The sequence below is a fragment of the Flagellimonas rhodophyticola genome, assembly GCF_049332665.1.
Taxonomy (GTDB): domain Bacteria; phylum Bacteroidota; class Bacteroidia; order Flavobacteriales; family Flavobacteriaceae; genus Flagellimonas.
On the sequence record NZ_CP186326.1, the window covers coordinates 1,258,920 to 1,274,533 of the forward strand.

The following is a 15,614-nucleotide window of genomic DNA, read 5'->3' on the forward strand; positions in this document are numbered from 1 at the left end:
CGATACAAATTATGAATCTTACCAAATTTTCCATCAATAACAACAGGGTTGTATTAAGTATTCTAGGAGTTGTTTTGCTTATGGGGTTGGTCGGCTATCAAAGCCTTTCACGAGATAGTATGCCACCATATACCATTCGCGTCGCTTCAGTGGTTTCTTCTTTTCCAGGTGCAAGTCCTGAACGTGTTGAAGAACTGGTCACCGATAAAATTGAAAAAGTGGCCCAAGAACTTCCCGAACTAAAAAAGGTCACAAGTACTTCTAGAACTGGCCTTTCAGTGGTTCAAGTAGAACTGGTCATGCAGGTTGAGCCTCAGGATCTGCAACCCGTTTGGGACAGGCTTCGAAGAAAGTTAAACAGTATTGAAGGTCTTCCCAGTGGGGTCCAGCCTCAATTAAAGGATGATGGTATCGGAGAAGTTTTTGGTATCGCAGTGGGCCTAACAAGTGACGGATATTCATTTGCCGATATGAAAACATATGCTGATGATATCAGGGATGATTTAATCAAACTTGAAGATGCAGCAAAAGTTGAAATAAATGGAGATCAGGAAGAACGCGTTTTTGTGGAATTTGACAATGTAAAACTCAAAAGTTATGGGTTGACTTCCAGCCGTCTGCAGCAACTGATCAGCAATACCAATATTTTAAGCTCTGGAGGGCAAATTAATGTAGAAGACGAACGCATTATTCTCGAACCAACAGGAAACTTTGATAATGTTACTGACATTGAAGAAATGTTAATCCCTGTTGGGGAAGGAGGTCAAGTCGTTCCTCTTAAGGATATTACCAATGTTCGAAAAGGATACATTAACCCACCGACACAAATAGTACGAATCAATGGTAAAGAAGCCCTGTCACTTCATGTTTCTTTAAAATCTGGCGCAAACATTATAAAGCTTGGAGAAGAATTGGATGGTGTACTTGATATTTGGAGGGGAAAACTGCCTGTAGGACTGGAGTTGAACAGGTTGGCGTCCATAGATTCTTATATCGACTTAAAGATTAGTGATTTTATTGGAAACCTTTTACAATCCATAGGTATAGTACTGGCGGTCATGCTTTTTTTCCTTGGGCTGCGAACAGGTCTGGTTATCGCCAGTTTAATCCCCATTGTGACCATAACTACGCTTTTCATCATGGGCTTGATCGATGTTGGTCTTAACCAAATCACTTTGGCCGCCTTGATTATGGCCTTGGGAATGATGGTGGACAATGGAATTGTGGTTGCGGAATCGATTATGGTCAAGATGGAAAATGGCGCGGACGTAAAAAAAGCCGCAATAGATTCCTGTTCTGAACTCTTCACACCCTTATTAATTTCGACACTGACAACATCAGCAGCCTTTTTATCCTTTTATATGGCAGAATCCGTTATGGGTGATATCATGGGGCCAATTTTTGTGGTAATTACCATAGCGTTGCTCTCCTCATGGATTATAGCTTTGAGCATTATTACCTTATTCTGCGTGTTCTTTTTGAAGATTAAAAAGAAGGAAGAAGGAAAAGAGGGTTTTTTGGACCGTTTGATAAATGGTTTGAAAGCCAAATACAAAGATTTAATATTAGTTGCGCTCAACTGGAAGCGAACGGTACTTTTTGGTATTGTTGGACTTTTTGTGCTATCGATTTTAGGTTTTGGATTGTTGGCCTTTGTATTCTTTCCTGACAGTGACCGTAATATGATCACTGCAGACGTGAATCTTCCCGAAGGCACAAAGATTGAACGCACACAAGAAATGGTTACTGCCATTGAAACGTTCATGAAAAGTACACTCCAAGTTTCTGATAACAACCCAGACGGGATTGTTGATTGGTCAGCTTATATAGGTGAAGGACCATCTACCTATGATTTAGGATATAACCCTGATGAAGCGAACTCAAACTACGCACATATCTTAATAAATACCTCCAATTTTTTGGTAAATAATGAGATGGTCAAAAAACTGGATTCCTTTAGTTTCAATACTTTTCCCAATGCGGATATTAAAGTAGGCCTTCTGGGTTCAGGTGGTGGTGGAACACCAATTGAAATTAAAGTTTCAGGTGATGATCCAGATAAATTGGCAGAAATATCCCAAACCATAAAAACCAAGTTGTTCGGAATTTCTGGCACCAAGAATATCAAAGATGATTGGGGACCAAAAGGAAAAAAATTCATCATTGACATCGACCAAAATAAGGCACAGCTTGCAGGTGTGACCAATCAAGATATTGCGACTTCTTTGCAAACCGTATTGGATGGATTTACGACAGGGGAGTATCGCGAAGAGGATAAATCCATTCCCATTGTAATGTTAAGCGACCAAAACAAACAACAATCTTTAGCCTCTTTGGAAACATTGAACATTTATGCCCAAAGTTCAGGTAAAAGTGTTCCCTTATTGCAAGTCGCATCCATAATTCCACAATGGCAGTACACTCGTATCAAACGTTTGAATCTTACGCGTACAATAAATATTTCAAGTGAATTGACCGAAGGTGGTAATGCCTCGGCAATTACAGCTGAAATTACACCTTGGCTAGAGGAGCAGGTGGCAATCTGGGGTTCTGGATATAGTTATAAGCTTGGTGGAGATGCTGAAAGCACTGCTGAGAATATGGGAGCGGTTGCCAGTTATTTGCCTTTGTCTGCTTTTATTATTGTGATGCTATTGATTATTCAATTCAACTCTTTTAGGAAAATGGTTATGATTGTTTGTACCATACCATTGGGAATTATAGGAATGGTATTGGGCTTATTGATTTTTAATGTTCCCTTTGGATTTATGGCCTTTTTAGGTGTGATTTCTTTGGCTGGAATTGTCATTAACAATGCCATCGTTCTGGTGGATAGAATTGAGATAGAGGAAAATGAAATAAAACGTAAGCCTCAGGATGCCATTATTGCAGCCTGTCTTCAAAGGTTCAGACCAATTTTATTGGCAACTTTCACAACCGTTTTGGGTTTGATTCCATTATACCTTGGTGGAGGTGAAATGTGGGAGCCCATGGCAGTGACCATTATGGTAGGTTTATTGTTTGGCACGGTTATCACCTTATTGTTTATTCCAGCTTTTTATAGTGTTTTATATAAGGTAGATTATAGGGATTATCATTTTAACAAACAACTTCTGGATTAAGAAATGTTCAAAAAGCTATATTCATATCGTTTTGAGTTTTTCTTTATCACCCAAATGGCTATTTTATTTGGGTCGCTATTCATTCCTGGAGCTTTTTTTGAGGATACCTTGGCCCCGATTCTCTTTCAATTGAACCTACTTGCTGGTATTATTTTAATATACAAACAAAAAGAGGTGTTTTGGTTCTTTCTTGTTTTATTACTAATTGGAGGAACAATTATTGGCATTGCAACGGCAACCAATGAAATGTCATTGACTACCAGTTATATTCAGTTTGGTATTTATTTCTCTTTTTACTTGGTAGTCACCTTCGAAATCATAAAACAGGTATGGCAAACCCGTGAAGTAAACAAAACGGTAATTTATGGTCTGATAAGTGGATTTATATCACTGGGTCTCATAGGTTTCTTTATTTGCATGAGTATTGAACTGGCCAATCCTGAGTCATTTAGAGGAGGACTATTGGCCATGCAAGAGACTCTACCACATACGCTTACAGAGCAGCTCATGTACTTTAGCTTTATTACCATGATGACCATCGGCTATGGAGATATATTGCCAGTAACACCCCTTGCACAAAAAGCAGCTATTTTAATTGGATTAATGGGGCAGTTTTATCTCGTTATTATTACCGCTGTAGTAGTGGGGAAATTTATTAATAAGTCCAAAACGTAATCAGTTGTTTCTCCAAATAGAGAACATATTAATTTGTCCTAACCTTCCTCGCAAAACAACTTCTCCTTCAAATTTTGTGTTAATCGAAGAATCCTTTTCTAAACTATGCAGCAATGTCTCTGATATAATAAAATCTGCTCCTAGCTTATTGCATTCTCCCTGAAGTCTTGCCGCAGTGTTTATGGTGTCACCATGGTAGGCAATCTCTCGTTTAATTTCTCCAACTTCAGTAACTGTGATGATTCCTGAGTTTAATCCCGCTTTAAAAACAGGCATTTCATTGTATTTTGAAATATAGTAATCTTCTTTTCTTTTAAGTTCGTCTTTAAAGGCGTAAAAGGCTTTAACACAATTGTTGTGTTTAAGTCCGTCTTCCAAGCTCCATGTCAATACTGCTTCGTCGCCTACGTATTGATATACCTTTGCTCCAAATTTGGCAACTACCGCTAAATCATAAAAGCAATCCTGAATCAATTCACTATACCTTACATTCCCTAATTTTTCCGCCAAAGTTGTTGATCCTTTAAGATCTAAAAACATGAATATCTGTTTGTCCTCTTTGGGGTAATAAAACCGACCTTTTATCAAATTCAACAGATTGCCTTTTCCTAAAATCCAATCAATATGAATAAATAGGTTAATTGTGAAGTTTACAATTAAAGCATAAATAAAGCCAAGCCATACTTCTGGGAGAGATGTGAAAAAATCTTGTATTGTAACAATATCTTTTACAAGCTCAAAAGCCTTGAACACTTGAAAAAGAATTAATACAAGAAAAATCGCCATGACGGTCTGTGTCAAAAGCACAATAAACTGAAGCTTTAAAAAGGGTACTCTGCCTTTTATGAATTTGTCAATTAATCCAAAAAGAATTCCATAAAACAAACCTTGGAAAATCCATGTGAGAATAAAAAAAAGAACTAGACTCCCTGGTCCACTGCTAAATGTGTCCGATTGATTGCTGTTGACACTGGTGCCCAAAAACCAAACTACGTTAGCAACAAACCAACCAAGGAGATAACTTTTGGTAATGCTGATGAATTTTGACTTCATTTAGTTTTCTTGTTCAAGAAGTGTGTTAATATTACAATTTATCATAGTAACTTCTAGGTTTGTACAGATATATTTTCAAAATTTAATATTACAGAAGATGGTACTTTTTCCCTAACCCAGTAAATGCGTAAATTCAACTAGTAAGGGTTTGAATGACATCAGTATATTTAAAAGAAATTATAGAAGGATGGGCTAGTAAGCCCTTAAATAAACCAAACATGCGTTATCTACTATTGGGTATTACCATATTGCTCTATACATCCTCTAAAGCACAGGATTTATCTAAACTATATGAAACAGTACGGCCTTCGGTGGTTGTTATTTTTTCAGAAGAAAAAAAACTTGAAAAACAGGGAGCCTCCCTTAAAATGGTTAGTTCCCAAAGCTTAGGCTCTGGATTTTTAATTTCGGATACTGAAATTTTGACGGCTGCACATGTGGTTGATGTAGCCGAACAACTTTTAGTTCAGTTTTTAGATGGAGAAATCATTGAAGCCAAGGTTGTGTCTTCATTTAAAAATTCCGATATCGCATTAATATCCTTAACTGCACCAAAGAAAAATGCTATTACTGCTACCCTAGGGGATTCTGATAAAAGTAAGATAGGGGAACGGGTAGTTATTGTAGGCGCCCCTTTTGGGCTAAGACATTCGCTTTCATCAGGCTATATCAGTGGTTTAATTAAAAATAATGAAGATAAAAATCCTTTTACCAATGCTGAATATATTCAAACAGATGCAGCCATAAATACCGGCAATTCCGGTGGTCCAATGTTTAACCTAAAAGGAGAGGTTATTGGAATTGTTAGTCATATTAAAACAATTACGGGAGGTTTTCAAGGAATTGGTTTTGCCGCCACGTCGAATATTGCAAAAAAACTGCTGTTGGACAAGAAAATACTTTGGACTGGAGCAGAGGTTGTCCCATTATCTGGCGAAAGTGCTAAAATGCTTAACGTACCTCAGAACGACGCTTTATTAGTGCAACGTGTAGTTTCGAATTCCCCTTTTGGCAAAATGGGTCTGCGCGGTGGAACTGTTGAAGCAACCATAGAGGAACAAACCTTATTACTAGGGGGAGATATTATTCTTGCAGTTAACGGAATTCGTTTTGAATTTACTGATGAAACTTTGACCAAATTAGGCGATTTTGCAAATACATTGAAACCTAGCGACCCTATCGCTCTGGAAATTCTAAGGGATGGAAGAGTAATCTTATTGCGAAATTAAATTTCCAATTCTCGAAAGAGTAGGGATACAGATTTCAACTGAATATTGGACACTAAAAGTGCTTAATAGTTGTTCAATTTAATCTCAAACTAAAAATTTACAGACCATCTCAATCACCTGTTTTGAAAAAGACGCTCTGCACAATAGACATTCGTTTAAATCTTTTCATGGGCTGCCAAAAATTAGAATCTTTTACTTCGAAATGTATTCTTTTGAATCACCATGTAATTCTGGTTGGGAAAAGTAGAACACAATGGTATTAAGGGCTTTAGAAATTATAAAAAAAATGCTAATTTACCAGTTTTAACACCATTATTACATTATGGATAGGTATGTGCAAAATCAAATTTTTCGCAAGAAAAGTAAGATGATTCTTATTTTGCTTTTTTCTCTTATGGGCTTAGTCAGAGTGCATGGTCAAAAACCCGTTTCTTCCCAAACACAGAATACTTATGATGTTGCTCAAACTAACTGGCAGTTATTTAAATATGATGTTGGCAGTATTTTTGGAGGCATAGGCTATTCTTATACAAGACCAATACATTGGCAAGGAAAACAGTGGGGAATATTTGGGGCCATCACTGCGGGGACTGGTCTATTGTACATTTTTGATGAGGAGACCTCCGAATTTTCGATTAGACAAAAAGAAGGGATTCCTATGTTCATTAGAGATTACGGAAGCGAATTTGGAAGCCCACAATACAATTATATGTTTACAGGAGGAGTTTACTTGACAGGCTTATTAATTAAAAACCCAAAATTAAGGCGTACAGGAGTTTTATTGGTGGCCTCCGCTACCTCTGTAGGATTATTGCAACAATTGACCAAATCTCTTGTGGGAAGAGCTCGTCCAGTAAGTGGGAAAACCAAGGATACTTTTGACCCATTCAACTCAAGCAGAAATTACCATTCTTTCCCATCAGGTCACGCCATGCTCGCTTTCACCAATGCATATGCAATTGCAAAGCAGTTCAAAAACCCTTGGGTTAAAACCGGTATTTATACCGCTGGTTTGATTCCTGGTATTTCTAGATTATGGGATGGACAACACTGGCTAACAGATGTTGCCTTAGGTATTGCCATCAGTATTTTTACGGTCGAATCCATTGACCGTTATCTTGACGGCAGATATAGTGAGAAATATAACGAGCAGGAGAAAAAAGTAAGTTGGAACCTAAGTTTTTCTCCGAACCGACTTGGTGTTACAGCACGTTTTTGACCAATGACCCTATAATTTGCCGATTTTTGGAAGCATCAATTCTTTTTTGTCATGAAACTGCTCCATTTGAGACAGGATTTTATTTAGCAATTGTAGTGCCTCATTAATATAAGGTCCTTTGTTCAGCATTACACATTCAGCATGAAGTGAGTTTACTGTATCCGTTATTTCAGACCTGGAGGGCAACCCATTTTTGGCGAAGTTTTCAAGAACTTGGGTGGCCCAAACTACAGGTATGTGTGCAGCACCGCACAAGTTCAAAATACCTTCTTGCGCTTTTCCTATGGAATCCCACCCTGTTTCAACTGCTAAATCCCCTCTTGCAATCATAACACCTATATACTTCACTTTCATGGCCGCCAATAATATCTCTACCAAGTTATCAAAGGCAAATCGGGTTTCTATTTTAAGAATAATACTTAATTTATTGACAGCATCCCACTTTTCCAATTCTGTCAACAGCTCCTCGACATCCTTCCTAGAGTTTACAAATGAGAAGTTTACGACGTCCGCATGCTTTGACACAAATTCAAGATCAAGCTTATCTTTGGCAGTAAGGCCACTGATTCCCAAAGCAGTCTTGGGAAAATTTATACCTTTTTCGGCCTTTAACTTTAAACCTTTAAGCGAAGCTCTTGTTATCCGTACTTCAAGATGGTCAGGGAATATTGATTCTATCCGACCTTCAATCTTACCATCATCAAATAAAATGGTATCCCCTTCCTTTATACTCTCAAAAATGGCGGGGACCTGACATGATATACTTGCCCTCTCAATAAGATTCCCCTCTTCATCGAATACTGCAGGATTTCCCAAAGTATTTTCTTTGGTAATTATAAGGACATCGTTCGTCTTGAGTAAGATAGATTGTTCAATAGTAGGAAGTTCCCCAACGACAGCCTCTTCCAATCCCTCATCTTCATGTTGTATCACCGTTCCTGTGCTTATATAGACCGTTTTATAACAATGCACATGCACTTCGTCTTGAGCTATATGTACTACCTCCAACTTCCTTCGTTTGTTTCGTGTGTCTCTTAACGTTAATTTATCTCCCGTAGATAATTTTTGTAACCATTCCATAGGTAAGGGTAGGCTATTCGATGGAGAGTCTTTTTCAATACTGGAAACAAGAATCAATAGAGCAGGTTTTACCACATTTCCCAAAACATCTCTTCTTGGGCTAAACTTTTTAACCTTTGGTCCTGGGGTTATATTTCCAGTCCGGATTTTCGGGCCTGCAAGGTCCATGGCAATCTTTACATCCTTTTCCAATTCCTTCGAGGCCTGTTTTACATGTAAGATGATTTTTTTCCAAATTTCTGGGCCATCATGGGCACAATTGACTCTTGCGCAGTTCATACCATTCTTCACCATGTCCAAAACCATTTGATAATTGTAAGCAGCTTCGGTGGGTTGCGTTACCATAATACGGACTCTACGACCCTTGCGTTTACCAAAAAGTTCTTTGGTGTGGCCTGCCACCAACTTCTTTTTGGTCTTTATGGTCAATCCGGGTTTCATGGTTTCCAAAGGCATATCATTTAACAAGCTATACAAGTTAAATCTCGTTTTTGCCAAACTGAACATTACGTGACCTTCTGCATTGGCAAGTCTGGTAAACCCTAAATTCTGTAGCTTTTTCTGAACGCTCCTCAGGTCAAACTGCCTGAAGGTTGTATAGTGAATTAGGTTGCGCGCACTTTCTTGGTATATGGGGTGTATGTTGCTTAAAATATGCTTCGCCTCCTCCTCATTTGACTTTATGGCTGCTACAATGAGTTCAATTTTTGCAATTAACTTCTCTATTTTACCTTCTTTTCTTTTTTCCTCTTCTACCTCCATATGTATACCATTTTAAACCGGTAATTGCAATGACATCCGCGTCAGCGTTAAGAAATCTATATAAAATCGAGTAGTATCCATTCCTATGTGCTGACCTAATATTCTAAAAATACTGATAAGTAAGTCAAGTCCAGAATCATGAAAATCAACTTCTTATTGCATTATTAATTTAAAGAAGTCTTCAATTTTGATTTATGAACTTTAAAAAGCAATTAAGGACACAGTTATTACCACTGCAATCAAAACATAGATAAATTTAGGAACAGGTACGGGACCTCCTGCTGTGTAGCTGTGTTATCCTGATAAATAGTAGTTTACGCTGAAAGAAGTCATAATGATAGATCCAAAAGCAAAAACACTTGTCATATTTTACTTTCCATGTGCCTTATCCACAGCATTCGCAATGCCCTGTGCCCATTGATCTAAGGCAGATTCCACGTCCGCCCAAGTCGACCATGGAGATGCATTCGCAAAGCGACTGCCTTTTGAGGTGCTTATCACAACAGCATCTGTACGGTCAGAAGAGGATTTTTTAAAAGAGCCCTCAACAGTGATTCCGCCTACTTTCAGAGCTATTGGTAAAATTACACTGGTAACATTGGCAGAAGCATTGGGAGCTTTTATTCCGGATAGAACAAATGACATTTCCAAGGTTTGGTTCGATGGTCCGCTGCCTATCTCATAGCCTTTTTCCATCAAATGTTTTTCCAGACTTTCCCCAAAGTAAGTACGAATGCGCACAAGGTCTTCAGTATCGATATCGATAAGTCTGGAGTCTCGTTCATCTAGAATTATATCACCTACCATAAAAGTATCATACGCATCAAGACCGGGTGCTCCGGGTCGTATGTAAACTAGGGTTGGTGCATCTTTGGTGTCCAAGGTAAGGCCAGATATATCGTTGTATGGGGTGTAATTCTTGACCACTTTGGATGAAGAACCACATGAGTTCAATACAATCGCAGCCGTAATCATTAAAAAAGGAGTTTTAAGGTTGATCATAATGTATTTGTGTTTATTAGCATTGAAGAATGAAAATACGTATTTATTTGGAGTTTCCATTGGCGCGTAGTGGATTCTCATCTAGATTGCCTAATCGTTCAATAACAACGTGGCCTTTTCAGTTGATGTCCGATTCTTGATAAAAGCCAATAAGGCTACGAGCACGACAATCCCGACTAGGACATAAACAAATTTAGGAACAGGTAAAGGGTCTCCTGCTGCGTAACTGTGCAATCCAGATAAATAATAATTTACTCCAAAAGAGGTCATAATGATAGATCCAAATGCAAAAACACTAGCTACATTTAAGACATACCTGCTTTTTAATGCAGGAACAAAACGGAGGTGCAAAACCACCGCATAAACAATAATAGAAATCAAGGCCCAAGTCTCCTTTGGGTCCCAAGCCCAGTAGCGACCCCAAGATTCATTGGCCCAAATACCTCCAAGGAAAGTACCGACGGCCAAAACGAACAAACCAATCGTCATTGATATTTCGTTGATATAGGTTAATTCTTTGATTCGAATGCTGATAGCATCTTTAGATTTTTTGGTTTCAATGATCATTAGAATCAAGACCATAAAGCCTAAGACTGCAGATAAGGCCAAAGGAGCATAACTACTAACAATAGTTGCTACATGCACTTTCAGCCAGAAGGATTTTAATACAGGCATCAAGTTTGTAATCTCCGGACTTAGCCAGTCCAAATAACTAACGAATAACAGAGAGCCTGTAAATAGTGTTGCCAAAGGCAATGAGAAATCTGATTTTCGGAAGGTCATTAATCCACATAGCATTAAAACCCATGCTACAAAGACCAGCATTTCGTAACCATTGCTCCAGGGAGCATGTTGAGCTACATACCAACGCAGCAATATATTTCCTGTAAATACGAGAAAGCTGATTAGGGAAAGGATAACTAGAATATTCCACAGAACATCCACAAAACGTTTTTGCACGAATATTTTGGCCAAGGCCAATACCAGCAGTACAAATCCCAATGTAAAAAAGACTTGGAACAACCAAAAATTGAGATTCATTTCATTATACCACAACTCGGCTTCCACTCGCTGATCGTTAGGAATAATATCCTTGCCCAAGGTGCTTTGATAGGTATCAATATAGGACAACTTCTCTGTTGCCGTTGCCCATTTTTTGGCTGCCAAATCATTAAAATAAGAAGGAGTTATGGTTTGTACAAAACGAGCGTCCTCAGCAGGAAAGTCCCTAAAATGATGGGTATAACTATACCACGTATCCTTTTCATCTAGACTGTTGGGATAAATTTTTAAATAGTTGCCCGAAAAAATGTTGAACAGAATATTAAAACGTTCATCTACCTTGAGTATCTCTTTATCAAACTCGTTATGCTCTGCCGGCTTTTTAGCGTTTGCCTCTTCCGCCACTTTGGTAAGTACATAATCGCCACTAGGATTTATTAAATCATCAAAGGCAATTAAACCTTCATCGGTAATCTTTAGAGAATCAAAAAAACTTCCGCCTTTTTTCTTATCTATTTTTATGATGGGAATCTGTTGCCAAGCTCCCGGAGCAACATGCATGGCAAGAAATACCTGATTGGCATCCAAACGAATCTCTTCGCTAGCGCCGTTGTATTTGAAATAGGGTTTACGGGAAACTTTTCGCAAAAACTCAGAAGCCAAGGTATTGATTGGTTTTATCCTTCCATCTAAATCTTGTACCATCAATCGGCCAAAGAGCGCCGCATGCTGTTTTTCAATGACTTGATGTGCGACTAATTCAGAAATCGAAATGGTATCATTCGACTGTTGCGCCTGAAGATTTGTGCTCATCATTCCAATCAGGAATAGGGTGGTGACCACCTTTTTCGTTTTTAATTTTTTCAACTTTTTGTTGATGGCCATAAAATGGGAACTCTTTCCAAATAGCGTAAAGAACATGCCAATCATCATTAGAAAATAACCCGCATAGGTAACGTTGGTGCCCAAAACATCATGGTTAACGGATAAAACCGTTCCTTTTTCGTCGGTGTCGTAGCTGGCTTGGTAGAAACGAAATCCACCATAATCCAAAACATTGTTCATGAAAATTCGGAAAGGCATCTTGGTATCTCCATCCAAAACGGTAACCTCGCTGGCATAGGCGGATGGACTCTCAGAACCTGGGTATCGTTCCAATTGAAAATCATTCAACTGTACTGAAAAAGGTGTTTCAAGAGGTTTGGCTCCATACGATAAACTCACGTTAGTGCCATTTACCATAACTTCATGTGTAGTAGGTAAAAAGCCGTCACGATAGAGTAAGGTTACTTCTTCTATCTCGTTATCTACGCCTACATTCAGAACTAAAGCATCGTCCTTAACCTTATCATTGTCTTTTGGTTTTTCAGCCGAGCTTACGATGTCAATTTTTCCAGATTCATGAAAGGATAGTGGCACAAAAGATAAATCACCTGAACGATACAAGGTTCTTAAAGTCATCGGCTGCAAAGTATCACCTTTGATAATACCTGCAGTTTGGTCGGCCATGATAAAAAAGTCGAGCTGATGTGGTGTTAACATCTGGAATTGGCCATCATTTTCTATAAGATTTATAACATCTTCTCCTTCTGCCTCAAAGCCTATCTTATGTTTATGACTTCCTATTTCTTCAATTTCTCCTTTTTTCAAGAATAAGGTTTCCCTGCCATTTCCTGAAGTAACCACCATTTGCAATAAGGGAACTCCATTTTCAGGATCATCGACAATTTCGGGGATAGCATCGGCTACAAATTGCTTATGTGAAATGGTAATTGGGATGGATTCTAAATCGGTTTGAATAGAAAAATTATTATCCGTCAAAGGAGAAAAGTAAAGTTCCCGTTCCAAATGTTTGGTTTGCCTCCCGCTGGATAGATGGACTTGCAAATAATTCTTATCGGAAATGATGGTATTTGAGGAAGCTCCTTCTCTGATACGCATGATGCCTCCGTAGGAATCATACCTCGTAATCGCCGCCCCAATTAGGATGATGATAAAGGCTATGTGAAAAAGAAGGATGGCCCATTTTTCTTTGCGCCAAAGTTTGTATTTATAAATATTGGCAGCAAAACAAAGCCCTAAACCCAGCATGACCAGCTCAAACCAACTGGCGTCGTATACCTTAATCCATGCTGTAGCGGTACCAAAGTCGTTTTCGATAAAAGTGGCTGTGCCCATGGCTATGGCGAAAACCAACATTAAAATAAGTGCCAATACGGGCGAAGAAAAAATACGATAGAATATTTTCATGAAAAGTGTTCGGCCAAATAGCCTTTAGAGAAAAGGTTTAAAATCGACTACTTATTGGTCATGCTTACTGCTTTGGAATCCATTTTATCCTCACGGGCTTTGGCTTCCTCTAGCCATTTGGGCAGTAAATTGGTTTTAAACTCCTCTTTTTCTTCGATGAGTTTTTCCATATCCAAACCGATGAATTCCTGAGCCTTTTCTTTAGATGCAATATCCGGCATTGGCACTTCTTGATTAAAACCTAAGGTCGCCAATAAGCGCGCTAACTTGACTCTAGCTTCTTGCGCTATATTGAGTCCACCACCCAAGACTCTTGCCGTTTCTACGGGAGAATGGAATGATGCTCCATGAGCTGCGGCAGCATAGTCCCAACGCCATTGCGCGTGACGAATATCTGTGAGAATATCTTTCATTTGTTCGTCTGTTGCACCTAATTCCCATGCTTTTGCCGCTTCAATATGCGACTTTACCAAAAGATCTTCCAATTTCAATCTATTTTCAGTTGCCTTTTGCTGTCTTTCGTAAACATTGGCTCTCAATTTATCTGCTTCTTGCCTGTGACACACTTGACAGGAATTCGCAATATTGTTTAAAGGGGATTGTAAATGGTGGTCGGTAAACTTCTGTCCACCTTCGCTTTTATAGGGCATATGGCAATCTGCACAGGAAACACCACGGTCAGCATGTACACCGGTAAGATAGGTTTCGTAACCTGGATGTTGTGCTTTTAACATCGGTGCCTTGCTGATTTTATGTGTCCAATCCGAAAATTCCATTTCATCATAATATTCCTCCATGGCTTCCACGTTCATCCCATTCTTCCAGGGGAAAGTTAGGTATGGTGTGCCTTCCGCTCCAGGTTTTTTCTTATCGAAATAATACTCTACATGACATTGAGCACAAACTAAAGAACGCATTTCCTGGTGGGTGGCCTTATTAATATCCTTGCCCATTGAATCAAAAGCCTCTACAAGTGCAGGTCTTGTAATACGTAACTTCATACTATTAGGGTCATGGCAATCGGCACAGCCAATTGGGTTTACAATTTCTGCTCCCTTATCCGCCCATTTTCCTTCATAGAATTCTGCAATACCTTTTTCGTTCATCAAACGAGGAACATCAGGACTTTTACAGGTCCAACAGGTAGCTGGCATTGGTCCATCTCCTGGGCCTTTTGGTCCTCCTGTACGCAATGTATTTCGGATATCATCTATGGCGTAGTAGTGACCACGCCCTTGATTATAGTCTTTAGAAAAACCATATCCAGCAAATAATACGACTAATCGCGGATCTTCTTCAAGGACATCGCGCATGGCGGAACCGCCTTGGAAGGAAGCAAAAGAAGTTTCAGATGTTTGCAACCACGATTGGTATTCCCTTGGGTAGTTTTTTCCCCACTCTTCATTTCGAGGTTCATTCTCACCAATATCTACCTGCGGTACATATTGGTATTTGGCCTCACTCTTCCTATTGATCACGCTTGAAGCAAGCAAGCCTAATAGAAAAACCACTACAATTGTAACAATAAATAAGACTTTATTTTTCATACTGTTCGGATTATCGTGTTTCCATTTCTTTTTGTAACCAGTCCGGAATTACCATTTCTTCTTGATCTGTGGGTAAAGGAGCAATGTTATACTTGACCGTGGACATTCCATGAATACGGCCATGAGGCACCTCTTTATGGCAACTCCAACATTGACGGGATGTCCGGTTCTGCTCATGATTTTCTATGAAGCCGTTATATTTTGTTTGGGTTACCTGCTGTACATGGCAGCGTATACAATTGTTCTGTACCACTTCTTGTGAACCTTCACGCATAAAAATAACCTCTGGTTCTGCCCTTGCAGTAAAAATTGAAGCATGGTAAAGCCCATCCATAGCTTTGAAGTAATAGGCGTTTACAATATTGTCTTGGGGTACATGGCAACCGTTGCAAGAAACCCATTCACGATGTGAACTGTGCATCCAGCTATTATAGACAGGGGTCATAACGTGACAGTTGACGCAGGCTTGCGGATTATCCGACATGTATGAAACCACCTCACCTTCTTTCATCAAGAACAATCCTAAACCAATGATGCTCCCGATCAAAACAGTGGCAGTTACCCTCCATTTCGAATTTCTTCCTGGTAGTAATTTTTTAAAAAATCCCAACACACTCATACCACTCTAAATATATTGATTTTTGAGTAGAAAGTGTGGAGCAAAACATTATCA

At 39.0% G+C, this 15,614-nt stretch carries 10 protein-coding genes; 4 read left to right on the plus strand and 6 right to left on the minus strand.

Annotation, left to right across the window (positions count from 1 at the left end):
* The first annotated feature begins 11 nt into the window (after positions 1–11).
* Together ACOKFG_RS05650 and ACOKFG_RS05655 are read left to right on the plus strand one after the other, a co-directional pair.
* A complete protein-coding gene (locus ACOKFG_RS05650; RefSeq protein ID WP_422862005.1) occupies positions 12–3,122 on the plus strand; it encodes an efflux RND transporter permease subunit in 3,111 nt (1,036 codons plus the stop codon).
* A gap of 3 nt (positions 3,123–3,125) precedes the next feature.
* Positions 3,126–3,797: an ion channel gene (locus ACOKFG_RS05655; protein ID WP_422862006.1), complete on the plus strand. Its 672-nt coding sequence runs from the start codon at positions 3,126–3,128 to the stop codon at positions 3,795–3,797.
* Here the strand turns inward: ACOKFG_RS05655 and ACOKFG_RS05660 are convergent, their stop codons facing one another.
* The gene (locus ACOKFG_RS05660) at positions 3,798–4,850 is read right to left on the minus strand and encodes an adenylate/guanylate cyclase domain-containing protein (protein ID WP_422862007.1); all 1,053 of its coding nucleotides are present in this window, start codon (positions 4,848–4,850) and stop codon (positions 3,798–3,800) included.
* A gap of 152 nt (positions 4,851–5,002) precedes the next feature.
* Here ACOKFG_RS05660 and ACOKFG_RS05665 point away from each other — a divergent pair, with 152 nt between their 5' ends.
* Both ACOKFG_RS05665 and ACOKFG_RS05670 read left to right on the plus strand, forming a co-directional pair.
* A complete protein-coding gene (locus ACOKFG_RS05665) occupies positions 5,003–6,079 on the plus strand; it encodes a S1C family serine protease (RefSeq protein WP_422862008.1) in 1,077 nt (358 codons plus the stop codon).
* Between the two features lie 367 nt (positions 6,080–6,446).
* Positions 6,447–7,298, plus strand: a complete 852-nt coding sequence (locus ACOKFG_RS05670; protein WP_299488036.1) for a phosphatase PAP2 family protein — start codon at positions 6,447–6,449, stop codon at positions 7,296–7,298.
* A gap of 9 nt (positions 7,299–7,307) precedes the next feature.
* Here ACOKFG_RS05670 and ACOKFG_RS05675 read toward each other — a convergent pair whose 3' ends face one another.
* The 5 genes from ACOKFG_RS05675 to nrfH form a co-directional block, all read right to left on the minus strand.
* A complete protein-coding gene (locus ACOKFG_RS05675) occupies positions 7,308–9,140 on the minus strand; it encodes a pyruvate kinase (RefSeq protein WP_422862009.1) in 1,833 nt (610 codons plus the stop codon).
* A 369-nt stretch (positions 9,141–9,509) separates the two neighbouring features.
* On the minus strand, positions 9,510–10,223 hold the full coding sequence (locus tag ACOKFG_RS05680) for a DUF3313 family protein (protein WP_299488030.1): 714 nt from the start codon (positions 10,221–10,223) through the stop codon (positions 9,510–9,512).
* A gap of 9 nt (positions 10,224–10,232) precedes the next feature.
* Positions 10,233–13,394, minus strand: coding sequence for a cytochrome c biogenesis protein CcsA (gene ccsA, locus ACOKFG_RS05685; RefSeq protein ID WP_299488027.1), 3,162 nt, complete (start codon positions 13,392–13,394; stop codon positions 10,233–10,235).
* A gap of 47 nt (positions 13,395–13,441) precedes the next feature.
* Complete coding sequence (nrfA, locus tag ACOKFG_RS05690) at positions 13,442–14,941, minus strand: ammonia-forming cytochrome c nitrite reductase (RefSeq protein WP_299488025.1); 1,500 nt, start codon at positions 14,939–14,941, stop codon at positions 13,442–13,444.
* Positions 14,942–14,951: 10 nt separating this feature from the next.
* Entirely contained in the window at positions 14,952–15,560 is a 609-nt protein-coding gene (gene nrfH / locus ACOKFG_RS05695; protein ID WP_298793951.1) for a cytochrome c nitrite reductase small subunit, read from the minus strand.
* Between the last annotated feature and the right edge of the window lie 54 nt (positions 15,561–15,614).